This window comes from Pantoea sp. SGAir0215 (assembly GCF_043543215.1).
In genome coordinates this window covers 18464-44793 of sequence record NZ_CP028032.1, presented here as the reverse complement: position 1 = coordinate 44793, position 26330 = coordinate 18464, and the positions used below count along the sequence as shown (strand labels likewise).

Genomic DNA, 26330 nt, shown 5'->3' with positions numbered 1-26330 from the left:
TGTGAAACCGGTTTCCTATTTTGCCGTGCCGATCGTCAGTGGTCACGCAACGTTCCCCTGGCGAAAGACGTAAAACAATAAGGCAGCCGTCATGAGCGGAAACCAGAACGCACTTCCCTCTACCCTACGAGAGAAACATCATGTCAGGAAATTATGCCGGGATTTCACAGGCCATCGTTACCGCCTTAGGTGGCCTGAACAACATTAGCGCCATTACGCATTGTATGACGCGCCTGCGTTTTGTCGTGAAAGACGACGACAGTGTCGATCTGGCGGCCCTGAAGGCCGTCAACGGCATCATGGGCGTCGTGCATACCGATACACAGTATCAGGTGATCATCGGGAATAATGTTGCCAAAGCCTATCAGGCCGTTCTGGCGCTCGGTCAACCGCAGGCTGAAAGCGCTGCGCCAGTTAAACGTCGTATCACGCTGAAAAGCATTGGTGCCGGTATTCTCGATGCGCTTGTCGGTACCATGTCACCACTGATTCCGGCGATCATTGGCGGATCGATGGTCAAACTGCTGGCCATGATTCTGGATATGGCGGGCGTTTTTGACAAAGGCTCGTCCACGCTGATCATCCTGAACGTTATCGGGGATGGGGCATTCTTCTTTTTACCGGTCATGGTAGCGGCTTCTGCCGCACTGAAATTTAAAACCAATATGTCACTGGCGATTGCTATTGCCGGCGTCCTGGTGCACCCCACTTTCATCGATTTAATGGCCAAAGCAGCTCAAGGCCAGCATGTCGAGTTTGCTTCTGTTCCGGTGACGGCGGTGAAATATACCTATACGGTGATCCCCGCGCTTGTGATGACGTGGATTCTGTCCCATATCGAACGTGGCGTGGATCGGATTACGCCTGCCGTCACCAAAAACTTCCTTAAGCCGATGCTGATTGTGCTGATTGCGGCACCGATTGCGATTGTATTAATAGGTCCCATTGGCATCTGGATCGGCAGCGGTATCTCTGCGCTGGTCTACACCATTCACGGCTATCTGGGCTGGCTTTCCGTGGCCATCATGGGCGGGCTGTGGCCGCTACTGGTAATGACCGGCATGCACCGGGTTTTTACCCCTACCATCATCCAGACGATTGCAGAAACAGGTAAAGAAGGCATGGTGATGCCTTCAGAAATTGGGGCCAACTTATCACTTGGCGGTTCGTCGCTGGCCGTCGCCTTCAAAACGAAAAACCGCGAATTACGCCAAACGGCGCTTGCAGCCGCGGCCTCCGCTATTGTGGCCGGTATTTCTGAGCCTGCTCTTTACGGTGTCGCCGTGCGCCTGAAACGCCCATTAATCGCCAGCCTGATGAGTGGCTTTATCTGCGGTGCCGTTGCCGGAATCGGCGGGCTTGCCAGCCATTCAATGGCTTCGCCAGGATTATTTACCAGCGTGCAGTTTTTTGATCCGTCCAACCCCCTGTCGATTGTCTGGGTCGTGGCGGTAATGGTGCTTTCTGTCGTGCTGTCGTTCATTCTTACTCTCATTCTGGGGTTTGAAGATATCCCTGAAACGACCCAGCCGTCTGCGCCCTCGTCCGTCGTCACCGCAGAAAAAGCGAACGCGGTTAACGCCAGTTAATTAATGATTACAGTATCAAAGAGGATGTCATGTCTGAGTCAGTATTCCCGGAAGGATTTTTATGGGGCGGTGCCCTGTCCGCAAACCAGTCAGAGGGCGCCTTTCTTGAAGGCGGGAAAGGATTAACGACCGTTGACATGTTACCGCTTGGCCCGGCACGCATGCCGGTGAAACTGGGGCAGGAAAAACGCGTCACACTGCGCGATGATGAATTTTATCCCAGCCATACCGCTATCGACTTTTATCATCGCTATCGCGAAGATATTGCGCTGATGGCAGAAATGGGATTCACCGTCTTTCGCACCTCTATCGCCTGGAGCCGACTTTTCCCTCGTGGAGATGAATTAACGCCCAACGAGCAGGGGCTGGCGTTTTACCGTGATCTGTTTACCGAATGTCGTCGCTATGGCATTGAGCCACTGGTGACGCTGTGCCATTTTGACGTGCCGATGCATCTGGTAACGGAATATGGATCGTGGCGTCATCGTAAAATGATCGCGTTTTTCGCACGCTATGCACGAAGCTGTTTTGAGGCATTCGACAGCCTTGTGAAATACTGGCTTACCTTCAATGAAATTAACATCATGCTGCATAGTCCGTTTTCAGGCGCTGGGCTGGTGTTTGAACCGGGTGAAAATACCGAGCAGGTTAAATATCAGGCCGCCCATCATGAACTGGTTGCCAGTGCGCTGGTAACGAAAATTGCTCATGAGGTCAACCCGGCCAACCAGGTAGGCTGCATGCTGGCAGGCGGCAATTTTTATCCCTGGTCAAGTAAACCCGACGATGTCTGGGCGGCACTGCAAAAGGATCGTGAAAATCTGTTTTTTATTGATGTGCAGGCACGTGGCGCCTACCCAGCGTATTCCGCGCGTCTGTTTCGAGAGAAAGGCATTGAGATCGTTATGGCGGAAGACGATGCGGAGATCCTTAAAAACACTGTCGATTTTGTTTCATTCAGTTATTACGCCTCTCGCTGCGCATCTGCTGATATGCATGACCAGAACAGCAGCGCAGCCAATGTCGTCAAATCGCTGACTAATCCGCACATCGCACGCAGTGAATGGGGTTGGGGCATTGATCCGCTTGGACTTCGCATCACCATGAATATGATGTACGACCGCTATCAGAAACCGCTGTTTTTAGTCGAGAACGGTCTGGGTGCACGTGACGAGTTAACACCAGAAGGCGAAATCATAGACGATTATCGTATCAGCTACCTGCGTGAGCATATTCGCGCCATGGCTGACGCGATTGGCGACGGTATTCCCGTACTGGGTTATACCACATGGGGCTGCATTGATTTGGTGGCGGCTTCAACCGGTGAAATGAGCAAGCGCTATGGTTTTGTATATGTTGATCGGGACGACCACGGTAACGGGACGCTGGAAAGACGCCGGAAAAAATCGTTCTGGTGGTACAAGAAAGTCATCGCCAGCAATGGCCGCGATCTGGATTGAGTCGATGTGCAGCCACGAGACGTGGCCAGACGCGACGGCGGTGAAGCATTTAAAGGGATAAGGCGACAGATAATACTGTCGCCTTCTGGTCCGGTTATTTTTGCAGCAGCCAGTGTTCAATCTCGCTGGCTGGCAGCGGTTTAGAAAAAAAGTAGCCCTGAATCTGGTCGCAACCATATTGCTTCAGCAGACTCAGCGTCGCTTCGGTTTCGACCCCTTCCGCCAGAACCGTATAATTCAGCTCCTTCAACATCTGAATAATGCTTCTGACAATCACTCTGGACGCCTGATCGTTGTCCATGCGGTTAATCAGAGACATATCAACTTTGATAACGTCTAAGGGAATTTCCTGTAAATAGCTGATGTTGCTGTAGCCTGTGCCAAAATCATCCAGAGAGATAACAAACCCCTCGGTTCTCAGCGCTTCCAGGCCGTTTATAGCAACATGGCTTTCTGTAATGAGTTCATTTTCAAGGCACTCCACGCCCATAAAGGACGTAGGCAAATCAGCAGCCTGCATTTTACTGGCCAAATCTGCCGCAAAGCCGGGGCGTGAAAAGTCACGTTCACTGACGTTAACTGAGACAGGAATTAACTGATATTCCTGTTTCCACGTTTTGAGTTGAACGATGACACGATCGATGACCCAGTCCGTCAGCACCGAGATCAGGTTTGTTTTTACAGCCAGGGGAACGAAATCGGCAGGGAACAGCTCGCCTCGTTCCGGGTGATGCCACCGGATCAACGCTTCCAGCCCCACGGTTTTGCCGGTTTTTAAACACACTTTGGGCTGATAAGCCAGATAAAGACCTTCGTCTTTTTTCAGCGCCTGTGCCAAATCATTCATGATGAGAAAATCATCCGTGCGGCGCGAATCATAAGCATGATCGAAGGTCATGGCACCGCAATTCTGATAAATGCATTCATGCAGTGCGCTTACCGCCTGACGAACGATTTCATTGGCATCTATCTCTCGGGAAACAAACTCTGTTTCACCTACATAAACGTCGATATCGATCGTGATATTATCCGCTAAATCCGCCTTCAAATTCTTGAGAACATCAATCGTGCTTTGTGCCGTGTACCCTTCAAGATAGGGCTGGATGAGGGCAAACCGACCCGGTGCAAATGAATAAAGCATATCATCGGACTCAAGTTCGAGGCGCGCACTGACCAGGCCGGCGATTTGCCGGAGCAGGTTTTCTACCGGCGCGATACCAAAGGTGCGCGAGAGTTCATAAGCATGCGGAATATCAATGCAGTCGATAAGAATAAGGCGGAAGCGTCGATCAGGATTGCTCACGGCCAGCTGCTGCATATCACGCAACAACCGCGGGCGATTAGGAAGATGCGTAATCAGGTCAGTAAAACTGGCCAGATTCCAGGCATCCAGAAATGAGGTGACCAGCCTCGCTAACGACTTTAAGGTTTCGAGTTGCGCATCGTTAAAGGTATGGGGTTGCGTATCTGTGACGCATAACGTGCCCAGAACCAACCCTTCAACATTACATAATGACACACCCGCATAGAAGCGGATATGCGGCTCGCCTTCCACTAACGGATGGAAAGAGAACCGATTGTCTTGCAGTGTATCCTGAATGACCAGTTGGCCGTCGCCATCAATAACATGTCGACACAAGGAAACATCACGTGACGACGCTTTAAGATTAAAGTTGCGGGAAACTTTAATGTATTGATTTTTGTCGTCAATAATTGAGATAAAACTGCCCGAAATGCCGAGTGCCTGCGCGGCAAGCTGTACAAATTTTTCCAGCACCTCATCCCTGGTTACATCAGGTGACAAAAGTGCTTTAACCGCTTTAAGACGATTTTCTTCATTGCCACTTTGATTATCGTGCACAACAGCCTCCCCATGTGCGGGTGCAAAACGCAGAAAACAATTTAGCCTAATTTTAAATATTTAGCGCCACATTGACCGACAATTTATAGCAAACAAGAGGCCATGCGAGACTGTATAACATGCAAGAAAAGGTTTTAAGTCATTTTTAACCGTAAATGTCACAACGTTCTGCATTATGCCCGACACACAGGCGGCACTTTTGGTGAGGAGACGACATCGCTGTCAATGTTCAGGCACAATAATCGATCAGCTTACCCCATTAAGGGTATTGGTCCACATTAAGCGGTTTTTTCTCACGACGCTTCATCTTGCCACAGGCTGCCTCTCTCAGTAATGAATGCGCATTCAGTTATTACCTGTTGCGCGCCTGTAAGACTGCCGTTATGAAATATTACTTAAGCTTTTCTGTCAGAGATAAGAACTTAATAATGGCAAAACATCCTGACGGCACAGACGTTAATTAAATGCAAAATGTAAAGTTATGGAAGCAAAGATTAACAAACACGGTCGGGGGCTTCGTGATGGCGCGAGGAATACAGAACAGTTCAGGCATCTTAGTGTCTGCAGACACGATAAATGTCAGCAGACTTCTGGCTGAAAGCATAAGGAAATGGACGTTAGCCCGCTATCGCTGGCTACGGTATGCTGAACAGCTTTTCTTTTCGCTTATTAAACGACGCCCTGACGGTAATGATGGGCTGACACGCTGATAATTGGTACACTTATTGCCTTGGCGGAACAATGCCAATGCTGAACTCGATTAACAGGTTAAACAACCCTGCCAGTTGGCGCCAGCAGGTCTGGGTTGCTCAGGAAATGAAGTATGCTGACTGACGATCAACTGAATTACATTCTCAGCCACCCCGACGAATTTTCAGATCAGGTTGTGGCAATGGCGAAAGAGATACGGGTTTACCGTGCTGCGTTCGCACAGCCCTATGCGATCATTGAACCATTAGGTATGACGTTTATTGGCGATGAAAATGGCGCGATGGTGTGGCATCCGAAACACTACGAAGAAGGCGATACGCCGCTCTACCTCAGACCATCAATGGAAGAATAACCGTTGTGACGCATTCATACTTACACATCTGTAAATCCCCGTCCTGGCACGCCCCCGTTCACCTTCATTCATGTCAACGCTGCGAGACTCATGTTACACACTGATCCTCCCTTAGTCAGCCCTGCTCTTCACCCCGTAGCATCAACACTTCATCTATCCACGTTTAGTTTGATTTGAGACACTGCCTGGCGCTGCCATGATGCGTGTGGCGTGACCACCCGCTCTGCAGAAAGATAAGCGATTCGGTCACTTTTCATCGTCAACGCATACCGATGCCGTCCATTGTGGTTGTTGGCATCTGTCCCGGCTCTGCACTTACTGAATCACTGATGTGATGCGACAAGCGCGCGATTTAAGCGAGACCCAATCATCACAACACGCGATCACCGTTCTCAGCCGCCACCGGGCGAGTCAGAAAACGCGGGTTGACCGCATTTCTCTGGGCCCCATCGTTGCGGCTTCTGCGCCCATCAGTTTTTGTAAGTTGTTACTGGCAAAATAATGCAGACAACTCAGGCAGGATGAGCGATAGTCAACGCAGGCACGCTGCTGGACAGGAGCGCTTTCCTGACGTCTGCGTCCAGATTAGTGTCAGTGACAATATCCGTCAGCGCATCCAGATGAACCACATTGAAAAGAGACCAGGCACCGTATTTTGAACTGTCTGCCAGCAAAACACGTCGCCTCGCATTGATGATCAAATCGTGTTTCAGAGCCGCTTTTTCTTCCGTGGGCGATGTCACGCCTTTCGTCATATCCCATCCATTACCACTCAGGAAAGCAATGTCAGGATTGATATTGTTCAGCATCTTCCGACCGTGATCGCCAATGCAGGACTGGCTGCTTTCATCGATTCGCCCACCAATGATGGTTACTTCAATCTGCTTAAACTCGGAGAGGAACAGTGCAATATGTAAGTCATTGGTGATCACACGTAGCGGCATATGGGTAATTTGCCGGGCCAGCTCAAACATCGTCGTCCCTGCATCAAGGATTACTGCATCGCCTGCTTTGATGAAGGTGGCTGCAACGCGCGCAATAGCATGTTTTTCAGGCTGATTCCGTGACGATTTTTCCAGCGTGGTGGGCTGCGATGGAATAAAGCGGTTAAGCGTTACGCCCCCGTGCGTGCGGCTGACCACTCCTTCCTGATCGAGTTTAATCAGATCACGCCTGATAGTGGCAGGAGAAGCGCCTGTGACCGAAACAAGCTGTTCAACCGTTACCAGATTATTTCCTTTCAGGTAATTCATTATCGATTCTAAGCGACTGTTTTCTTTCATCTTCACATTGACCAGGGCGTTTTCTTTTTTTGGATCATGCAGATATGATCGCAAAGTGCGATTTTTCTGTCCAGGTAATACTGAGAAGGTGATTAACACAGCTCACGGGTGAGTAAATACCTTTGGATTCCTCACTGCACGACTGAAATGATGGTGATCCGCTTTCCTGCGCCATGCATACTCTCATCGCGAAAGCATTCTGTTCAGCATGACTTCTCAGCGAGCGACGGCGTGTTAATGCTCTTAGATGAATATAAGGTTTCGTCCCACTTCGTCTGAAACGAGGACGGTAAAAATTTGATGTGAAAGGCGAGATGACTGATTCAGGCGTGAAGTCGGGACAGGTTGAATGCGGTATCTGGAGCACTGCTGACGCAATCAAAACGGCAGCGGTCCCTGCTGCGAGTGATACGATGTCTTTATCGTGACATATAATATTAACCGGACCTTACATCGCGCTTCGATATTCCGGCCAGGCCACCGCGTCTGAATGAAGCGCACCTGAAGGAGCAAATAAACTGCCCTGGAAATTAATCACGCCCGCTGCTTCCAGCCACATCCACTCCTCCGCTTTCACGATGCCGGCAGCAATGACCGTAATCTCTAAGGCAGAGCAACATTTTATAATGGCCTGAACCACGGCTTGTTTCGGACCACTGCGGTGAACATCGGAAGTGATACTTGAGTCAATGCGAATCCGGTCGGGCTGAATATGTGTCAATAACGAGAGCCCGGCGGAACCGGCACCAAAATTATCGACGGACAGACTGATGCCCGCAGCCTTAAGCTCCCTGACGGCAACCGAAAAAGCTTCCACGCGTGAAATAACTTCCGTTTCGCTGACACCAATGACCACCTGCTCAGGGACCAGTCCTGCAGCATTTATGGCCGCAACAATGGTCTGAACCGCATCAGGTACGACAACCAGCGTCATAGGCAGCAGACTGACATACAGCGTCATCTCGTCCGGGCAGGCCCGCCCGGCCATCCTGAACGCTGTAATCACCGCGTCAAGATCGGCATCATGTAACTGCTTTGACGAATCGCGCTGTTCAGTACGACGAAGCCGTGCGTCCGCTATCGCCTCAATCGCCGTCACTTGACGGGCAAGCGGATCGACGACGGGACGGAAAGTAATACCCGATACCGAAGGCGTCACCTTGCTGGCAGTGGTGCTTTCCGGAATGAATTCCCAGTATTCGGAGGGCAATACCTCGAAGTAATTCTCTTTCTCACGCGCCTCAACAAAGGTACGCAGGAACTGCAACGCGCGGTCAGCATAAGTTAACTGGTACTTCGACGTGCCTTTATCCAGCACCGCCTGAAGCACAGTGGAACGATCATGCTCACGTAAATCAAACAATTCCATGCCGGCATTACCGAACCGACGCGAGGGTGCATAATCACGCATCAACTCGACCAGGTTATGGTGACGTCGATCAGCACAAATGCGCTGATAAATGGCCAGCACGCCCTCTTCCGGGCCTTCCAGTAACTGGAAAAAGTGCGTGCCATTGAACAACAGAATACCGGTCACATCATGAGACGCATTCAGTATGCTGGCATCATCCACCATTCCGGGTAGCGTCTTAACAGGAACGTCATCCGAGATATGGCTGCGATAAATTATTGTGGTCAGCAAAGGGCATCTCCAACATCAACGTGATTGTAGTCGTCAGCTTATCAGTTATTCCTTTAACATGCAGGTCTCGGTGCGCGGACTGACGCAATAATTTACATTAAATTGCATCAGGGAGGAACAGTGATGGCGCGCAAGACAAAATAACACAAAGTAAACCCGGATCGGCTTCTCGTTAATTATCGTTACTTTTTCAGCGGGGAACGATTACTGCCCTGACCTCTTTTAAAAGAGATATTTTCTTAACTGCGAATGAGTGCGCTTTTATTTATTTTTAACTCTATGTTTTAAAAGGTTTTAACCCACCTGCCGGTGACTCGCGCTTCTGGGTTTGCAGATTTATCCACCTGAAGCCGGCCCGACATGCCGCACGGAGCACGTCGGGAAATGTATCGCAGCCAGAAATTTGCCTTATAAAAAAGCGTAAGCGAAAATAAAATCTTCGCCCGAGGCTCCAGGGTTTCTGTTCTTTCCTCACCTGCCGTATTAATCAATACGCATTAACTCAAAAAAATGAACGGCCTTCACCCAGGACGTAAATGGTTATTCCATGACGGTTTAACATCGCAACGCATTAATTGCTTTCGCCTTTTATAGTGATTGGCTTTTATTTTTTAAAATCAACGTACAATTATTTTTTGCAATATCATTCAGCATATGGGCAGGAGCGGCAATGGCTCAGGAACCTGGCGACAAGGAATATCACCGCACCAGAACAACACAGTCACTGCGCTTCTCAGACAGAGGCCGGGATGAGGTGCTGAAAAAGTTTTTACGTCTGGCCTGTCAGTTAGTTGGTATTAATGGAAGTTATATCGCTGTCTTAAATGACGATAAGCATAGTGTGCGTGCCAATTACAATATCGAGCTGAGTGACACGACGCGCGACCAGGCCTTATGTCGGCATGTTGTCGAAAGTGATACGACGGTCATTGCACCCGATACCCGACTTGATCCGCGTTATGCCCATCACCCTTTGATTGTCCATGCCCCTTATATTCGCTTTTATGTCGGTACGCCGCTGAAAAACGCTCATGGACAGATACTGGGAACGCTATGCCTGACGGATACGGTGCCACGGACTTTTAGCCACCAGCAGAAACAGATCATTGAGTCACTGGCTGGATTGGTTGTTGCCTTTCTTGAAGCCTGGCATTCGGCGGCCTTTATCGAACCTGTTACCGGCATGGCCAATCGGGAACGTCTCTTTCGCGACATTCTGCATCTTGCCACGCTGAATGACACGGCACTGCGCCGTCTGGTGCTTATCGACTGTATTGATATGTCACGCGCCTACGACCTGTCCCGGTCACTGGGCATGGCGTCGCTGGAGTCCTTGCTTAAGGATGTCGCCACCCTGTTAAGGTTACGTCTTCGGCCTGCCAGTGGTGAGTCGATTTACACGATCGCGACTGGCCGCTTTGCGATTTTGACCCGTGCAGAAAGCCACGTTAGCGCAAAATGGGTTGAGGAACGGTTAAACGGGATTCATGCCGATATGGGCGACGGCCTCACTATGGCGTTGGCGACCTGTACCGCGCAGATCGACTTTATCGCCGGCCAGACCTTCCCCCAGGACGCTCTCAGACAGGCAGTCAATGCGCTGGAACGCGTGAGCGGTCCGTCCGTTCGTCTGTGTGATGCTGTTAGTGATGGAATTAAAGACGCGAGTTCCCCCGCTGATTTCACCTTAATGCGTGATCTGGCAGACGCGCTGCGGCGCAACCAGGGACTGTATCTGGTTTTCCAGCCCAACGTGTGCTTGCTCAGTGGTAAACCGGTTGGCCTCGAAGCGCAGATCCGTTGGCATCATCCCCAACGTGGAGAGCTGGCAGCCGATAACTTTACTTCACTGGCCGTTGGGACTGAGCTGGGCACAACACTCACGACCTGGCTGATTGACAGCACTATTGCCCGGCTTAAACGTCTACGTAATCATCCTATTCAGTTACCTGTCACAATCAGTATTCATGAGCGGGATGTGACAGATCGGGCGTTTGCAGAAAAGCTGGCGGAAAAAATGCTTAAGGCAACCTTACCTGTGTCAATGCTGGTCATCAAAATCGTTCAAAAAGAGCATATCATTGACAGCCCCTCAGCCATGCTGGGCCTTGAAATGCTAAGACGTATGGGATTCACAATGACATGGGAATATATCGCGAAAGGCTATCGCAAAATACGCTATCTGCGCGGGATGCCGCCTGATGTTATAAAACTGGATAAAACACTGGCCAACCAAATTCATGCAAATATTACTTCCCGACTTATCGCACACAGTATTTTTACGACGCTCAAAGAGCTCAACCTCCTTGTTTTAGCCCACAGCGATCGTCCCGCCTCTGTGGTCACCTCAGATAACAGTGAGGCTACCTATGAATATTTCAACATTAAACCTATGACAGAAACGGAACTCGATCCCTGGCTGAAATGGAAGTTACCGGGATAAGCGTTTTCTCCCCGTTCTGTACTCGTGGACTATCCTGCTGGTATTTATTTTCTGGCCAGATGGCGTTTCGGATCACGAGCCTGGATACGCGCTTCTGTGGGTGAGGGAAACAGATAATGGTACAGATCGCGATACAGGCTCAGATGTTTCACCACGCCCTCATGGATAGTCTTGGTAATATCGTTGATTAAAAAATCGCAGGTGGTGTTGAAGTTTCCCATTTTAAAAAAGGCTTTATCAAAAACCGTAATAATGCCTTCCCATTTCATCTGATATTCATCTCTGATCGGATCATGAGTTGCAATGAACAGGCCTTTGTGGGACTTCACACCATGTTTGCCCACATAGGTGGTTTGCGAATCGTAGCCACGTTTACTCCGCCAACGGCAAAATTCATAAGGCACATCATAATGGGGCAAAATAAAGTCGGGACAGCGGAAATTCTCGTCGCTTAACAGGCCATCCAGCGTCACCGTGAAATGCAAAAAATCCTGCATAAAATCGAACTGACGCGTCTTGGTTAAGGTGACATTGATGGTGAAATTGCCTGAATGCACATACCAGTAGTTAGTAAAGCCGTTGACCAGAATACAAAATACCTGCCAGTCGCTAAGCCGCCGGTCACCGGCTAATCCTCTGAAACGACTTATCATTAGCCTTGCTTTGGGATGCTGATACGCTTTGAACAACGGATCATTCATACCTTTCAGTAACATCAGGCCCACTCCTTTGTAATTTAGCGTATCCTGCCATGCCATTTTACTACTGAAAAGGTGCCGTCATCTGATTATGCGACGTTGCGCTTTCCTTTTGGGCACCGTCTTACTTATCGTTCTGTGATGCCGTCTGTAGCCATAAGCATCAGGCTGCATCATTGAATGTGCAGGCAAGGCTAAATTTTGCAAAAGGAAAATAAAGACGCGTTCAGAGAGATAATTCAGAAGGGATAGAGGGCTAGTGCGCGTTGCTGATGGGTCTGAACAAACGCATTTTTTAATTCATAGTAAACGTTACTCTCCCCCCGGCAGTCACGTTGCGCGGCGTATTTCACTGCCGCATAGCTGTCGCGGATGTCTGGATATTTTCGCAAATAATCCCGAAACGCCAGATGCCGGATGATATCTGGAGTGCCCTGGATAAAAGCATGGACGTGATGCGTACGGCGGCCCTGAAGGCCCTTGGTATAATAGCGTCTTCCTGGCATACCGTTTTCGCCACGCGCCTGATAGCCAGAGGCGCACAACGCTGACGTAATGTCAGACGAATCATGAGTAATCACTTCCAGCAAAATATCGATGATCGGTTTGGCCGCTAATCCTGGCACCGCAGTGCTACCAATATGATGAATAGCGACAAGGTGTTTACCCAATCTCGCCGCTAACACAGCCGCCTCAGCAGAGAAATGATTCGCCCATTCAGGGCAATACTCACTCACGATTATCTGACGCCCGTTTATCATTTCGCTTTTTAGCGCCCTTTTTTCTTGCGACCCGGCTGCGTAAATCGCTTGCGTGAAGCGGGCTTATCATCAGCTTTTACGCCCGATTTAGGTTGGCTATTCCCTGGTTTTTTTGCAGGAGATTTTTTCTGCGGCGTCTTTTTTGCCGATTTGTCATCAGAAGTGGAATTTTCGAGCAGCTTAAACAGTTCGATTAATTCATCATCCGTCAGATCGCGCCATTCACCCAAAGGAATACCTTTGAGATTTACATTCATAATGCGCGTGCGTTCCAGTTTGGTGACTTCATACCCAAAGTGTTTGCACATACGACGGATCTGCCGATTAAGCCCCTGTACCAGCGTAATACGAAACACGTAGGGTGCTTCTTTCTTCACTTTGCACTTTTTGGTTACCGTGCCCAACATGGGAACGCCGGCTGCCATACCGGCAATAAATTCATCGGTAACGGGCTTATCAACAGTGACGACATATTCTTTTTCGTGGTTATTGCCTGCACGCAAAATTTTATTGACCAGATCGCCATGATTGGTCAGGAAAATAAGTCCCTGCGAATCTTTATCGAGACGACCGATGGGAAAAACGCGTTTACTGTGATTAACAAAATCACTGATGTTATCGCGTTCGCCCTCTTCCATTGTGGTGATAATGCCTGTGGGTTTATTCAGCGCAATCAGCACCAAATCATCTTCATCACGAGGCTCAATCAGCTGACCATTCACTTTTACGACATCGCCAGCAAAAACCTGGGCACCAACGGCTGCGCGTTTACCATTGATGAAAACGTTGCCCTGTTCGATAAAGCGATCGGCATCGCGGCGGGAGCAGATTCCGCTCTCACTGATGTATTTATTGAGTCGTGTTGATGAATGCGTCAGCATGGTTCCTCCAAAAACGCGCACTATACCTTACCCGCTCTCGCTTGCGAAGCAGAAGGCATTAAACTTTTGGCCCCTTCATCGGCCAGTAAAATCGGGCCATATCCTCTGCGTTTTGAACCTGAAAGTGCAGGCAGACGACGTGACACATCAGTCTCATCCCGCGCCTTTTTCGATGGCGCTGACCCGGGCCTGATCGATGCGACGCTCATAGGCCTGCACCGGACAGGTGCTAAAACCGCGCGCTCATGCCAAGGTTCCAGGTGACCTCATGATAATCACGCGCGCCCGCCACCGTCGACACAGCGGCAAAAGCGCTAACCGCATCGCCGATGGGGACATTGGCCCCTACAGCTATATCCGCCCAGTCTTTATCCTGATTAGAACGGCTTTGTCGGAAAGCCGTTCGTGTCGATTTCAGACCTGCACTCACCGACGTATCCGTGTCGCCAAACTGATGGTTATAACTGACCTGTGCCCAGGGATTGATTCCTAATCCCTGGGTATCAATGCGCCACCCCACTGCCCCAGTTTGTGAATGCCGTGTTTGATCGGAGAAACGCATCGCACTGCTGCTGTCGCCGCGTTCCTGATAACCGTCGGCCCGCACATAATCCAGCGCATAGCTGACAACAGGCCCCGTGGTAATCGTCTCGTTTAAGGGAAAATCCCAACCGGTTTGAACCCGCGTGCCCATCAGCTTTCCACTACTGCTGCCCTGTTCAGTGCGGACCGCAGGGCCAAGTTTTATCTGACGTTCAATGCTGTCGTAATCCAGATCCGCATAATGGATATCGGCGTTGACCCACAGTCTGTCCATCAGTTGTAGCTGGCTCCAGAGTGCCACCATGTTGCCGTGCAGCCGGTAATCATAACGTTCAGAGGGATGCTGTTGTTGGCTGGCCGTTGACAGCAACGCCCCTGCCTGCAGGTTGTCGGTCAGCTGATAACCCATGCCGGCTGACAGGTTTGCGGTATCTGTGTCGCCATCATTAAAAACATCACGTTTGTTGCGCGCGTGCTGACCGGCGTAACCGCCAAACACAGTGAATTCTCCGGCTTCAGCGGGTTGCCTGCGCTGCTGCTGGAGATGACTGTCCAGCGTGTTATGCACATCCTGCAGCATCGTCAGCGGTGCCTGCGTCAGTACCGCGACCTGGGCTGGTGCATCCAGGATTGACTGAATGTAGTCAGCAATCAGGGCATGCACCGCAGGGCTGGGATGAAGACGATCGGCAAACAAAAAAGTCTGTTGCGATGAGAAACCCGCTGTCGACGAAGTACAGACGGCGGAAGAGGTGCCCGGTGGACAGGCCATGCCTGCGGTGTTAGTAAGACCATAAAGCGCCGGACTGGCGATCACTTCATTAAAAAGCCCATTAATATCGACCCGAACAATATTCCCCTGTGCAGCCGCCAGCGCGTTTTCTTCCTGCTGATTGTAACGGGCCGTCAGAGAAGCCGCCTGATCGCTTAACTGCTGCCAGGTGGCGAACAGCTGTTGTGCGATCAGGTCACGAACCGCCGGTATGGCAGAGAGCTGCGCAGCGGCCTGACCGAAAGCCGTCTGGATAGCCTGCTGCCGTTCCGCCGTAGTGAACGTGGTCGCCGCGTTCAGTGACTGAAACGCCGCCGCCACCGCTGCGGAACCGGCCCCCTGAAGTATTCCTTCTATCAGGGCAGGCGTCGCACCGACATTCGGCACGGTTGGCACTATCACCGTACCAGCGCCCGCATTCAGTAACGCGCTGACCTGGCTGGCGGCCGCACCGGCGCTGTTGTCAACCAGAGAAAGCGCCAGCGAGGGGCTGGGAATGAGCGTGGCAGCGGCCAGGTCATTCCCGCCGATCCAGTGAATATAGAGCCCGTTGGAATCGGCCCGGCCATTCGTTGACGACAGATAGCGGGCAACCTGATCCTGGGTATTAAACTGCGGATTGAGAGCAGGCACTGCCACAGCACCGCCTGCCGCGTAATTACTCCCGCCCTGAGAGGACGGCTGCAGCATCAGTCCCGCGTCACGGGCGATGATTTCATCATAGAGTGGATGACTGGCAGAATCGTAGGTAAAACGGCCGACGTTGCCTGTATCACTCAGGCTGTCGCCAAATACGGTAAGACCGTCCCAGGCCATCACCGCTGGTGGGCTTACCAGGATGGCAAGCGCGACGAACGACACAGGAAACCATGCACGATTTTTCTTCATGACCAGCTCCGTTCAGGAAAATAACAAGGATGGATAAATCAAAAGAACAGCAAATAAACATCACGGCTGAGTAATAGCCGCAGATTAAAGAACGCTCCAGACGAAAGCTGACGTGAGTTCGCAAAAACGAAAAATTTTTAAGCCATTCCGAAAAGTGTCAGCCACTTTTGCAAACCCGATCACGCCGGGTATTGAGGAAACACATCCAGGCGATGCAGGGTGAGCGAAAGCGTTAAGCTGCGCCAGCCATGTACTGGCTCAACTCTCCTCTTGTCGTGTGACATCTGAACGAAGGATTTATTTTTTTATGGCAGGCTTAAGACCACGGTAGAAATCCTGTAGCCGTTTCATGGTCTTAGTCGTACGATCTGGCAGGGAAGCGGCCACCGAGAGAATCAACATTTCAAGGCAAACCATCACTGTGCCGTGTAACGGGATGCGCCCTTTTTCCCCGCCGCGTGGCACGTCAATAACCACATCCGCTTCCCGGGCAAAGAAGGCGTCGGTCGCATGGGTGAGAAGAATTATCGGAATGCCCAGCCTTTTGGCCTCACGCACCACTGTTGTTCCTTCGCGATGTGCCGACTTTTGCGCCATCATGATCAGCACATCGCCCCGTTGCAGCGCCAGCATCTGTTCCGCCAGCGCAATACCTGAACGGTTAAGTGAGAAGGCCGGCAAACCGATGCGATTTAACAGGCGGGCGGTGTAGTCAGCCAGAATACCCGAGGCGTTAATCCCGAAAACGGCCACCTGGCGGGCTTCACTCAGTAACCCCGTCGCTTCGGCCAGCGCCTGGCGGTTTTGCTCAGAGGCCAGTACCTGACACGCATGGAGATGCCCCTGCAATACGAAGTCTATCGACGACGAAACATCCCGCGTCATAGCATTGACGGTGCTCAGCATTTTCTCTTCTGAAGAGAGGCCGGGACCAAACCAGGCCTGAAGGACGTTTTTCAAATCGCGCAGTCCTGAAAAACCCAGTGCCTGAATGGCGCGAATCACGGTCGCATCCGATGTGTTGTTCGCGCGGGCGATATCCATGGCAGTGCTGTCCAGAACCGTTTCCCGGTTGGTGTGAAGATAATGTGCAACAGCCAGCAGGCGGGGTGAGAGTTGCTGTTCCCGCGAACGCAAACGCTCGCCCAATATATCTGTACGACTTCTGGCCTGCATCAAGGAAGCCTGTCACGCTGATTACTGTTAAAAACACCGATGAGATGAAACACTCTCACGCCCCCGTTAAATCCTGAACGATAATGTGTGAACCTGACAGGGTAATCCCCTTCGACGATACTGTTCTTGCTTCGCCTGCGCTAAGCATGTCCCGCACGGCTGTAGTCAGCAAGCCTTTTCTCCCTCACGAACAGCAAGGTTATGCTTCTTCCCATGGATACACTTCACCAGAATAAGTTTTTTAATTCATTAAAATTAATGACTTAACAATATAAAAACAGTTAAATCATCGTTAATACACTCTCCTGGAAATGTAGTAAAAATAAATGTTTTTATATTTACTACTACATCACTCAATGGTTGAATGATTCTCAATTACAAAACAGTCTACTAGGACGGACGCAAAAACCTCCGCCTGAAGGCGAAAAAACCCCACGTTTAACGTGGCCTTTACGTTTATTTTGTTTTTGATGATCAGCGAAAAAATATAATGAAAACACGTCCAGGCGAGAGTAAGAACCTCAGATTTCAGCAGGCTTTAATAGTGGCGATCTGTTCCAGCGCCTGGCTTCCGGCCGGTAACAGCCTTGCCGCCACCGGGGATGATACCGTCACCGTCACCAGCGATGCTGACCGTGAAGAGGGCTATGCAGCCACCACCAGCAGCGTTGGCAGTAAAATGCCGACGGCGCGTCTCGACGAGGCCCAGTCTGTCAGTACCGTGACACAACAGCAGCTTGATGATTATCAGGTTAGCAATCTGAGCGATGCGATGCGCTTCGTCAGTGGTGTTGTGGAAGCCAACACGTTGGCAGGAACAGAGGACGGTTTCGTTCGCCGTGGCTTCGGTAGCAATTCTGATGGCTCGATATATCGCGATGGTATACGAAGCAGCCAGGGGTTAAATCTGGATGCGACCACGGAGCGGGTTGAGGTACTCAAGGGATCGGCATCTCTGCTCTATGGCATTCAAAATCCGGGCGGTATCATCAATGTCATCAGCAAAAAACCACGCTATTCATGGCAGTCTTCCGTCAGTGGGCGCTACGCAAGTGAAGGTGGTGGAGCCGGTACGCTCGATGTCACCGGCCCGCTGGGTAATGGTTTTGCTTTCAGGCTCATCGCAGAGAAGCAGCGTCAGGATTACTGGCGCAATTTTGGCAGTGATGCGCATTCTCTGCTCGCACCGTCATTGCAATGGTACGGTGAGAAAGCCAGCCTGTTGGTCAGCTACAGCGACTATCGTTATGACATTCCTTACGATCGCGGTACCGCTTTTATTAATGGCGCACCACTCGATGTCGGTTACAAACAGCGACTGGATGACAAAGCGAATCATGCCTGGGGACGTAATCAGGCACTGAACGCGCATTACGACTGGCAGTTCAACGACAGCTGGAGCACGCGCCTGACGCTTGGCTGGAATCAGCGCCGTTATGACAATAACGAAGTTCGGGTCACGGCGATTAATCCTGCTACCGGCGTGGTTACCCGGCGCGCCGATGCCAATCGCGGATTTAATCAGCAAACCAAATATCTGTCATGGGACGTCCTGGGGAATCCGGAGATATTCGGCATGGCGCATGCGCTGGTCTTCGGTACGGATTATGAAATGAACCAGACGTACCGGGCGCACCAGTATCAGGGCAAAAATGACCGCCGCTTTAACTACCTCAACCCCACTTATGACCTGCTGTCACCGGTAACCGACAGCACAACCGAAAATACGGCAAATGCTAACAACCTTAACCGTATCCACAGCCGTTCGGTTTATTTAAAAGACAGTATTTCGCTTACTCCAGACTGGATTGCGGTCATTGGCGGACGTTATCAACATTACGAACAATGCGCGTCAAAAGGATTTAATCCGGTCGTTGAAACGCTGAATGATGAGGGAAATACCTTCCTGCCACAAACCGGGCTGATTTATAAAATCACACCGGATGTTTCGCTCTATGCCAGCATGAGTAAATCGTTCACCCCATCGACGGATGTCGACGATGAAGGAAACGTCAGTAAGCCTGAGCAGGGCACCACCTGGGAGGTTGGCAGCAAATGGCAACTTTCTCCGCGCCTCTTCGCCTCGCTGGCGCTGTACAGAATCGATGAAAAGCGGATGACACTGAACATCAACGGTACTAACCGTCCGATCAACAAGGCGCGCTCGCAGGGCGTTGAGGTTGAGCTTAATGGTGAAGTGGTCCAGGACTGGGATGTCAGTGCCAGTTACAGCTATGACAACGCTGAAATTGTCGATGACCGGATTAACCCGGCGAATAATGGCAATCGCTTACAGAACGCACCAGAGCAGTCCGGTGCGCTTTACCTGAGCCATAATCTGATCGTCAGCAACGTGCCCGGTGATTTTCGTGTCGGCGGCGGCGCCCGCTATGTTGGCAGTCGTGCTGGCGATCCTGACAACAGTTTCACCTTACCGGATTATGTCGTAGCGGACAGCTTTATTGCCTGGAACAACGCGTTGCTGGGCAAGAAAACACAGATACGACTGAATCTGAATAACCTGTTTAATAAACACTATTACACGTCGAGCGGCGGAAACCTGCGCGTACGTGAAGGTGAAACCCGCAACCTGATGGTACAAGCCCGTGTTGAATTCTGATTTCTGTAAGCGCAGCCTGCTACGAACGCTCCTGCTGTTGGCTTTGACCATCAGTAGCCTGGTCTGGGGCAAAACCATCACCGATATCAACGGCGATAAGGTCACCGTTCCCGACCATCCTGTGCGTATTGTGCTGGGCGAAAGCCGGATGCTTTACACCTACGCACTGCTGGAGCCCGGCAACCCTTTCAAAAGGCTTGTCGGCTGGCCCGAGGATCTGAAAAAGTACGATCGTCAGACATGGGATATTTTCGCGCGTCAGTTTCCTGAGATGCAGCATATCGCGTCATTAGGTCAGGAGGGATCAAATGACATCAACCCTGAGAAGGTGATCGCATTACAACCCGATGTGGTAATTTTGCCGGCACTGGCGCGCAGCAGTGAGGCCGGACAACGGCTGGAGCGCGTCCTGAAATCCGCGCATATCCCGGTCGTGAAAATCGACCTGCGGGTGCATCTCCTTGAAAATACGACCCGCAGCGTAGCCATTCTGGGAGAGGTGCTCGATCAGGGTGAGCGAGCCTCGGCTTTTAATGCGTTTTATCAGCAACATATGCAGACCCTTGCGCAGCGCCTCGCTCAGTTTCGCGGGAAGAAGCCCACCGTACTTCTGCAGTTGCATCTGGGACGTCGAAATGAATGCTGTGTGACGTCGGTAAACGGCAGCCTTGGTGAGATACTGGCGTTTGCCGGCGGCGAAAACATTGCCAGCAAAACGGTTTCCGGCGTTTTCGGCCGGTTGAATGAAGAAACGGTGATTGCGTCACATCCGGATTTCTATTTTGCAACGGGCAGCGGCGATCGTAATGATACGTCCGATCTGCGTATTGGCCCTGCCATCACGCAGGCTGAAACGCGCGCCTCGCTGCGGCAACTGGCCGCGCAACAAACGGGCCTGAAGTCGTTGCGTGCGTTGCAGGACGGCCACGCGGCGGCCCTGTGGCATAATTTTTACCTCAGCCCCTGGCACGTTGTCGCGGCAGAATTTTTTGCCAAAACGCTTCATCCCGCGCTCTTTAACGATATTGATCCTGAAAAAACGCTGCGCCAGCTGTTTACTGATTTTCTGCCGGTTCCGTATTCCGGCACCTATTTCTGTCAGCTGACACCCAATACCTGATCACGGATTGTCTGGCGGCGTAATGGTGACGCCGGACAACGCAACGTCTTAACAGTGATTTTTTACCCGTATGATGTCGGCCATGACAGACAGCGCGATTTCTGCGGGGGTTTTACTTCCGATAGCCAGACCAACAGGCGCAATGATCCGTGCGAGCTCATCGTTATCCAACCCTGCAATGGTCTGTAAACGCGACTTGCGCCTGGCCGTATTTTTAGCGGACCCCATAATGCCAATGTAAAACGCATGAGTGTTGACCGCTTCCATCATGGTTAGCTCATCTATGCGCGGATCGTGGGTTAATGAGACGATGGCTACCGCAGCATGCGCACCGTTGAGCTCCAGCCAGCGCGCGGGATGCTGAGGGACGATCGTAATCGTATCCTGGCCCGTAAAATGACCTTCCAGCTCACTTAACATCTCTGAGCGATGCTCACATACCCGAACATGAAAGCCCAGAATTTGTGCCAGCCGGATGCACTCAAAGGCCACGGTAGAGTAACCTGCCACCAGCAATTCCGGGACGGCACCAACCGGTAACACGACCTCTGGATGCTGATAACGAAGCACCGGCAGCGCCGCCGTCATCGCCATAGTTTGCCAGGTGGCACGTTTGCTCACAGTGACCGTTTTGAGCAGTCGTGTTTTGCCACGCAACGCCTGATGCATCGCTTGTAACATCTGGCCGCTGTCGTTATCGGCAACCAAATATTCCACCAGCACGTCGAGGCTACCGCCACAGGGCAACTGCACCTGCGTTTGCCTTCCGCCTTCACCATAACGGACAACCTGACTGTCGATGCGGTAATGCCCCTCAGCCAGCCGTGCCAGAAAGTCTTCTTCTATACAGCCGCCGGAAAGCGAGCCGCATCCTTCTCCACTGTCACTGATCACCATCATCGTGCCAGGTGCGCGCGGTGAAGAGCCCCAGGTCTGCAACACAGTGCACAGCCAGACGGCCCGTCCCGCATGATGCCAGCCTAATGCCGTTTCAATCACTCGTTGATCTAACGTCATCATGGGCTTCACCTCATTCGCCGTAAATCATCCGGATAATCAATATCCTCCAGGCAACCGCGATCCCGAAGTGGCACGTAATGTACAGGATGATGTTGTAACAGTTGCTGCGCACCAGTATCACCGGTCAGCTGGCGCAGCGCGGGGAAAAAAGCGGCCGAAAAACCCACAGGATGACCAGCACGGTCGTCAACCCAGGGACGCACCAGCGGATACGTGGTTAACGCCCTGTTTACCGCCCTGTAGCTTGCAGCGGTAAGCCACGGCATATCGCCCAGCGCCACGATCACGCCATCATAATCCGTGCAGGCACTGACGCCCGCCGCTATCGACTCGCCCAGCCCGGCGCTGGCACACAACACCCGCACCGCATCACCTAGCAGAGAATGAATGGCCACGTCTTCGGGACGCGATACCACGACCACCTCCATTCCGCTCGCCCTCGCCTGGTCAAGCGTATGTTTCAGCACGGCTTTGCCATTCAACGCCGTCAGTAGCTTATGTTCGCCACTGGCATGCCGAAACCGGCGGCCCATCCCTGCCGCCGTTAATACAATGGCCGTTTTCATCTCAGTGCGTTCCTTCGCATGTTTACAGAATCTTATCCAGCGTGATGGGCAGATCGCGGACCCGCTTGCCCGTAGCATGGTAAACCGCGTTACTGATCGCGGCCGCCACGCCCACGATGCCCAGTTCACCCACCGTTTTGCCGCCCATCCGGGTCGCTTTATAATCCGGCAGGCCAACATCAATCGTGGTAATCGCCGGGATATCCGCGTTCACGGGAATCAGATAATCGGCAAGATTGTTGTTCAGCACTCTGCCGTTGCGCGGATCGATAATGCCTTCCTCAAGCAAGGCCTGTCCCACGCCCATAATCATGCCGCCAACCCACTGACTGCGGGCCAGTTTGGGGTTATAAAGCCGGCCGCTGTCAAACGCCGCGACCATACGTTTAATCCGGATGGTGCCAAAGTCCTCGTCCACTCTCACTTCGACAAACTGTGCACTCCAGCTGTGTGCAGAGAAGCTTTCCGGGCGGCTCATTTCACCCAGGCTACCGGTCACACTGTCCCGTTCCTCGGCAGACATATCCGCTGAGAACGTGCCGCCTTCGACGCACAGCACGGATGCATTCGTCAGGCTGACCAGTACACCAAAAGAAACAGTCTGAGAAGGGTTAGCGGTAACATAAATCGCCCCGTTCGCAAGGCTGAGTTCATGCGGAGGGATGCCTTTCAGAGGCGAGCCCGTTAATTCGCTTGCGAGCGTGACTAAGCGCGCGTGCATTTTATTGGCGGTGTCATCAACCGCAGCCGTCAGATTTCCTGCCAGCTGAGAGCCCCCCGCAACGCCGGCTCGTGGCAGTTGGGTATCGCCCAGTTCAACTTCAATGCAGTGTGAATCCACCCCTAAGATATCAGCGGCGGTTTGCGCCAGAATCGTGTACGTCCCGGTGCCGATGTCCGCGCCCGCGCACTGCACAACGATCTGCCCCTGAGAGGAAAGCAGGATTTTTGCCTCAGCCGGCATGGTATTAACCGGATACGTGCCCGATGCCATGCCCCAGCCAATTAATTCACGCCCTTCGCGCATCGAACGAGGCGCCATAATGCGTTTATCCCAGCCGAAGGCTTCCGCCCCTTTTTCATAGGCTTCTTTCAGACGACGTGAACTCCAGGGCAACTCCAGCTGATAATCGTGATCTGCCCAGTTGCGTAAGCGAAAGGCCAGCGGATCGAGATTTAGCGCATAAGCCATTTCATCCATCGCCACTTCAAGCCCGAATGCACTGGGATTCTCACCCGGTGCGCGCATCCAGCCTGGCGTGACGGTATTGATGGGCCTGACCTGGTGCTGCGCCGAGAGATTTTCAATAGCGTACATGCGCCCCGTCACCTTACTGCAGTTTTCAGCGAAGACATCAATCAGTGACGTTTCACTGAAGCTGCGCAAAATCACCGACTGAATTTTCCCGTCGCGTGTCGCTCCCATCTCCAGCTGCTGTGAGGTGGCAGGACGTCCCCCTAAACCCGTGAAGGTTTGTGGCCGCGTCAGTGACACGCGAACCGGACGATTAAGCGCGCGCGAGGCCACGCAGGCCAGCGCTACGTGCGTATAAGGCACCGGCTTAGAGCCAAAACCTCCCCCCACATAGGGCGAGATGACGTGAACATCTTTTGGCGAGATCCCCATCCATTCGGCGATTTCAATCTGCGCCCCTGCCACCCACTGGCTGGGTTCCCAGACGGTTATGCGGCCCTGCTCCCAGTGTGCAATACAGGCATGGGGCTCCATCGGCATGTTATATTCGCGTGGCGTGGTATAACGCTGATTAATCCGCACGTCTGCACGTTCCATGGCGGCCTGAGCCTCACCTAAATCGATGTCCTGCTTTGTAGTCGGCTTAGGCTCCACCCCTTCATCCGTCGCCGAGATCAGAGCAGGCGTCGTCTCATAGTGGATATCGACCAGGGAAGCGGCATAAGTTGCCTGTTCAAATGTCTCTGCTACGACCAGGCCAATGTTCTGACCATTGTGAATAATCACATCGTCCTGAATGGGCGTATAGGTTGTCTGCGCCGCACCGCCATCAGCGATAGCCGTCGGCTTATTGATTCTGAGTGAATTAAGATGTGTATAAACGGCAATCACACCTGTCGCACGTTCCGCTTTGGCCGTATCGATATGTGAGATGCGGCCACTGGCAATTGTCGATTGCAGGACGACGCCATGCAGCATGCGGTCGGGCTTATGCTCTACAGCATAACGGGCTTTTCCCGTGACTTTGACCTTGCCCTCACCGCGGGTTCGCGGTGTGCCAAGACCGGAAGGGCTGGCAGCGGCGCGACGGTGAGGATTGACGCTTTGCTTATCCGCGGACAGCACGGCATTATCGGTCAGCGTCGGATCATTATTGTCTTTTGTCATGCCAGTTCTCCCGCAGCCAGCAGCGCGCGGGCAATCACGCGCGGCGTTAACGTTATTTTGTAAGCGTTGTGCGCCAGCGCGCGCGTTTCCTGAGTGATTAACTCTGCGGCCTTATACAGGCTTTGTTCCTCAAACCGCTGTCCGGTTAACGCATGTTCCACTTGACGGGCACGCCAGGGCTTGGTTGCGACACCACCTAACGCGATATGAACGGTTTCTATCCGTCCCTGCGCAAGCGTTAATCCCACGGCCGCACTCGCGCTGGCGAATTCGTAAGAAGTCCGATCGCGTACTTTCAGGTAATGGGACTGTTTTAATGCTAAGGAACGGGGAATCTCGATGGCGACGATAATTTCATCGGGTTGTAAGGCGTGCTCATGCTGCGGCGTCTCGCCGGGTAACAGAAAAAAGTCGTCAACCGGAATGCGCCGCGTATCCTGATGGCTGTTTTGGACAATAATCGTCGCGTCAAAGGCCGTCAGCGCGACGGCCAGATCACCAGGATAGACCGCCACACATTGTTCACTGCCGCCCAGAATGGCGTGACTCGCATTGATGCCGTGCAGCGCTGCACATCCGGAACCCGGCGTGCGTTTATTGCAGGCGGAAAAGGTGGCCGGATCGCGGTAATAGGCGCAACGGGTACGCTGGCAGAGATTGCCGCCGATGGTTGCCATATTGCGGATTTGAGGCGACGCCGCCTGCCACAGACTGCCATACAGCGCGGGGGCCAGGGCCTCACAATCAGGATGACTGGCCAGTTCACTCATGGTGACCAGCGCCCCAATGGTGATTTTATCGTCGCCGAATTCGAGCGTTGACAGATCCGACAAGCCGGCAATATCGGTGAGGAGTGAGGGAGTCATTACGCCACATTTCATCAAATCAAGTTGCGTCGTTCCGCCCGCGATAAGCTGATTGTCAGCGTGCTGTTTAGCGCCTGCTGCATCCGTTACTGACCGGGCAACCTGCCAGCGAAATTCGTTCATCGTACGTCCTCCGCCATTTCAGCTGCAGCCTGCTTTATCGCATCAATGATAAAAGGATACGCGCCACATCGGCAGAGATTACCGCTCATGTATTCACGAATCTCGTCGTCTGAGCCTGTATGACCTTCTTTAATACAGGCGACCGCAGACATAATCTGCCCGGGCGTGCAGTAGCCGCACTGAAAACCGTCATGTTCAATAAAACAGCGCTGTACCGGGTGCAGCTCACCCGATGCCTGTTCCAGACCTTCAATCGTGGTGACGGCTTTTTCTTGCGTCTGAACAGCCAGCGTCAGGCAACTCAGGACACGCTGACCGTTCACCAGCACTGTACAGGCGCCGCACTGGCCCTGATCGCATCCTTTTTTAGTGCCGGTCAGATCAAGATGATCGCGCAGTGCATCTAATAATGTGACGCGAGGATCGACCGTTAACTGCCGGGTCTCACCATTGACCTGCATCGTGAGTGGTATTTTTTCTGACATTATCTGTTTCCCATGGTTGCAGGGCCGGTTACGTGATATGAGGCTTATCGCTAACGGGCGAAATTAAAAACGTGAAGCGCGGATAACCCTGATGTTTACATGCGTATG

Annotated in this window: 19 protein-coding genes; 6 read left to right on the top strand and 13 right to left on the bottom strand. The window is 52.1% G+C overall.

What is annotated here, in order from left to right; all coding sequences use genetic code 11:
- Nucleotides 1-140: 140 nt before the first annotated feature.
- Together ascF and C1N64_RS21190 are read left to right on the top strand one after the other, a co-directional pair.
- On the top strand, nt 141-1589 hold the full coding sequence (ascF, locus tag C1N64_RS21195; RefSeq protein WP_058702514.1) for a PTS cellobiose/arbutin/salicin transporter subunit IIBC: 1449 nt from the start codon (nt 141-143) through the stop codon (nt 1587-1589).
- A gap of 29 nt (nt 1590-1618) precedes the next feature.
- Nucleotides 1619-3049, top strand: coding sequence for a 6-phospho-beta-glucosidase (locus C1N64_RS21190; RefSeq protein WP_394515559.1), 1431 nt, complete (start codon nt 1619-1621; stop codon nt 3047-3049).
- Nucleotides 3050-3143: 94 nt separating this feature from the next.
- On the opposite strand, the gene C1N64_RS21185 is transcribed toward C1N64_RS21190, so the two are convergent.
- Entirely contained in the window at nt 3144-4910 is a 1767-nt protein-coding gene (locus C1N64_RS21185) for a sensor domain-containing phosphodiesterase (protein WP_110268505.1), read from the bottom strand.
- 823 nt (nt 4911-5733) lie between these two features.
- On the opposite strand from C1N64_RS21185, the gene C1N64_RS21180 reads away from it, so the two are divergent.
- Nucleotides 5734-5973, top strand: coding sequence for a hypothetical protein (locus tag C1N64_RS21180; protein ID WP_006122003.1), 240 nt, complete (start codon nt 5734-5736; stop codon nt 5971-5973).
- A gap of 512 nt (nt 5974-6485) precedes the next feature.
- Here the strand turns inward: C1N64_RS21180 and C1N64_RS21175 are convergent.
- Together C1N64_RS21175 and C1N64_RS21170 are read right to left on the bottom strand one after the other, a co-directional pair.
- The gene (locus C1N64_RS21175; protein ID WP_324021887.1) at nt 6486-7256 is read right to left on the bottom strand and encodes a DeoR/GlpR family DNA-binding transcription regulator; all 771 of its coding nucleotides are present in this window, start codon (nt 7254-7256) and stop codon (nt 6486-6488) included.
- Between the two features lie 448 nt (nt 7257-7704).
- Nucleotides 7705-8898: a diguanylate phosphodiesterase gene (locus C1N64_RS21170; protein WP_054634040.1), complete on the bottom strand. Its 1194-nt coding sequence runs from the start codon at nt 8896-8898 to the stop codon at nt 7705-7707.
- Nucleotides 8899-9568: 670 nt separating this feature from the next.
- Between C1N64_RS21170 and C1N64_RS21165 the strand changes: the two genes are divergently transcribed.
- Complete coding sequence (locus C1N64_RS21165) at nt 9569-11341, top strand: EAL domain-containing protein (protein WP_058702511.1); 1773 nt, start codon at nt 9569-9571, stop codon at nt 11339-11341.
- A gap of 44 nt (nt 11342-11385) precedes the next feature.
- Here C1N64_RS21165 and C1N64_RS21160 read toward each other — a convergent pair whose 3' ends face one another.
- The 5 genes from C1N64_RS21160 to C1N64_RS21140 all read right to left on the bottom strand — a co-directional run bounded on the left by C1N64_RS21160 (nt 11386) and on the right by C1N64_RS21140 (nt 17060).
- Complete coding sequence (locus C1N64_RS21160) at nt 11386-12057, bottom strand: hypothetical protein (protein ID WP_394515558.1); 672 nt, start codon at nt 12055-12057, stop codon at nt 11386-11388.
- Between the two features lie 221 nt (nt 12058-12278).
- Nucleotides 12279-12800 carry a GrpB family protein gene (locus C1N64_RS21155; RefSeq protein WP_394515557.1) on the bottom strand — a complete coding sequence of 174 codons (522 nt, stop codon included), beginning with the start codon at nt 12798-12800 and terminating at the stop codon, nt 12279-12281.
- An 8-nt stretch (nt 12801-12808) separates the two neighbouring features.
- Complete coding sequence (gene rluF / locus C1N64_RS21150) at nt 12809-13681, bottom strand: 23S rRNA pseudouridine(2604) synthase RluF (protein WP_006122011.1); 873 nt, start codon at nt 13679-13681, stop codon at nt 12809-12811.
- Nucleotides 13682-13910: 229 nt separating this feature from the next.
- Nucleotides 13911-15884, bottom strand: a complete 1974-nt coding sequence (locus C1N64_RS21145) for an autotransporter outer membrane beta-barrel domain-containing protein (RefSeq protein WP_394515556.1) — start codon at nt 15882-15884, stop codon at nt 13911-13913.
- A gap of 297 nt (nt 15885-16181) precedes the next feature.
- Entirely contained in the window at nt 16182-17060 is an 879-nt protein-coding gene (locus C1N64_RS21140; RefSeq protein WP_033742361.1) for a MurR/RpiR family transcriptional regulator, read from the bottom strand.
- Between the two features lie 490 nt (nt 17061-17550).
- Between C1N64_RS21140 and C1N64_RS21135 the strand changes: the two genes are divergently transcribed.
- The gene (locus C1N64_RS21135) at nt 17551-19680 is read left to right on the top strand and encodes a TonB-dependent siderophore receptor (protein WP_205954597.1); all 2130 of its coding nucleotides are present in this window, start codon (nt 17551-17553) and stop codon (nt 19678-19680) included.
- Entirely contained in the window at nt 19667-20800 is a 1134-nt protein-coding gene (locus C1N64_RS21130) for an ABC transporter substrate-binding protein (RefSeq protein WP_394515555.1), read from the top strand. The genes C1N64_RS21135 and C1N64_RS21130 overlap by 14 nt, the downstream gene beginning before the upstream one ends.
- 48 nt (nt 20801-20848) lie before the next feature.
- On the opposite strand, the gene C1N64_RS21125 is transcribed toward C1N64_RS21130, so the two are convergent.
- From C1N64_RS21125 to C1N64_RS21105, 5 genes are read right to left on the bottom strand one after another with little or no spacing between them, the layout of a single operon-like run.
- The gene (locus C1N64_RS21125) at nt 20849-21820 is read right to left on the bottom strand and encodes an XdhC family protein (RefSeq protein WP_394515554.1); all 972 of its coding nucleotides are present in this window, start codon (nt 21818-21820) and stop codon (nt 20849-20851) included.
- A 5-nt stretch (nt 21821-21825) separates the two neighbouring features.
- On the bottom strand, nt 21826-22386 hold the full coding sequence (locus tag C1N64_RS21120) for a nucleotidyltransferase family protein (protein ID WP_205954599.1): 561 nt from the start codon (nt 22384-22386) through the stop codon (nt 21826-21828).
- A gap of 22 nt (nt 22387-22408) precedes the next feature.
- On the bottom strand, nt 22409-24748 hold the full coding sequence (locus C1N64_RS21115) for a xanthine dehydrogenase family protein molybdopterin-binding subunit (RefSeq protein ID WP_394515553.1): 2340 nt from the start codon (nt 24746-24748) through the stop codon (nt 22409-22411).
- Nucleotides 24745-25737: an FAD binding domain-containing protein gene (locus tag C1N64_RS21110; RefSeq protein ID WP_394515552.1), complete on the bottom strand. Its 993-nt coding sequence runs from the start codon at nt 25735-25737 to the stop codon at nt 24745-24747. The genes C1N64_RS21115 and C1N64_RS21110 overlap by 4 nt, the downstream gene beginning before the upstream one ends.
- The gene (locus tag C1N64_RS21105) at nt 25734-26222 is read right to left on the bottom strand and encodes a (2Fe-2S)-binding protein (protein ID WP_033742349.1); all 489 of its coding nucleotides are present in this window, start codon (nt 26220-26222) and stop codon (nt 25734-25736) included. The genes C1N64_RS21110 and C1N64_RS21105 overlap by 4 nt, the downstream gene beginning before the upstream one ends.
- Between the last annotated feature and the right edge of the window lie 108 nt (nt 26223-26330).

Bases quoted from the DNA above. Each gene is read 5' to 3' on its own strand.
- C1N64_RS21190 (WP_394515559.1), top strand. From the start codon at position 1,619: ATGTCTGAGTCAGTATTCCCGGAAGGATTTTTATGGGGCGGTGCCCTG.
- C1N64_RS21180 (WP_006122003.1), top strand. From the start codon at position 5,734: ATGCTGACTGACGATCAACTGAATTACATTCTCAGCCACCCCGACGAA.
- ascF (WP_058702514.1), top strand. From the start codon at position 141: ATGTCAGGAAATTATGCCGGGATTTCACAGGCCATCGTTACCGCCTTA.
- C1N64_RS21145 (WP_394515556.1), bottom strand. From the start codon at position 15,884: ATGAAGAAAAATCGTGCATGGTTTCCTGTGTCGTTCGTCGCGCTTGCC.
- C1N64_RS21110 (WP_394515552.1), bottom strand. From the start codon at position 25,737: ATGAACGAATTTCGCTGGCAGGTTGCCCGGTCAGTAACGGATGCAGCA.
- C1N64_RS21105 (WP_033742349.1), bottom strand. From the start codon at position 26,222: ATGTCAGAAAAAATACCACTCACGATGCAGGTCAATGGTGAGACCCGG.
- C1N64_RS21120 (WP_205954599.1), bottom strand. From the start codon at position 22,386: ATGAAAACGGCCATTGTATTAACGGCGGCAGGGATGGGCCGCCGGTTT.
- C1N64_RS21135 (WP_205954597.1), top strand. From the start codon at position 17,551: ATGAAAACACGTCCAGGCGAGAGTAAGAACCTCAGATTTCAGCAGGCT.
- C1N64_RS21165 (WP_058702511.1), top strand. From the start codon at position 9,569: ATGGCTCAGGAACCTGGCGACAAGGAATATCACCGCACCAGAACAACA.
- C1N64_RS21175 (WP_324021887.1), bottom strand. From the start codon at position 7,256: ATGAAAGAAAACAGTCGCTTAGAATCGATAATGAATTACCTGAAAGGA.
- C1N64_RS21160 (WP_394515558.1), bottom strand. From the start codon at position 12,057: ATGTTACTGAAAGGTATGAATGATCCGTTGTTCAAAGCGTATCAGCAT.
- C1N64_RS21125 (WP_394515554.1), bottom strand. From the start codon at position 21,820: ATGATGACGTTAGATCAACGAGTGATTGAAACGGCATTAGGCTGGCAT.
- rluF (WP_006122011.1), bottom strand. From the start codon at position 13,681: ATGCTGACGCATTCATCAACACGACTCAATAAATACATCAGTGAGAGC.
- C1N64_RS21140 (WP_033742361.1), bottom strand. From the start codon at position 17,060: ATGCAGGCCAGAAGTCGTACAGATATATTGGGCGAGCGTTTGCGTTCG.
- C1N64_RS21155 (WP_394515557.1), bottom strand. From the start codon at position 12,800: ATGATAAACGGGCGTCAGATAATCGTGAGTGAGTATTGCCCTGAATGG.
- C1N64_RS21115 (WP_394515553.1), bottom strand. From the start codon at position 24,748: ATGACAAAAGACAATAATGATCCGACGCTGACCGATAATGCCGTGCTG.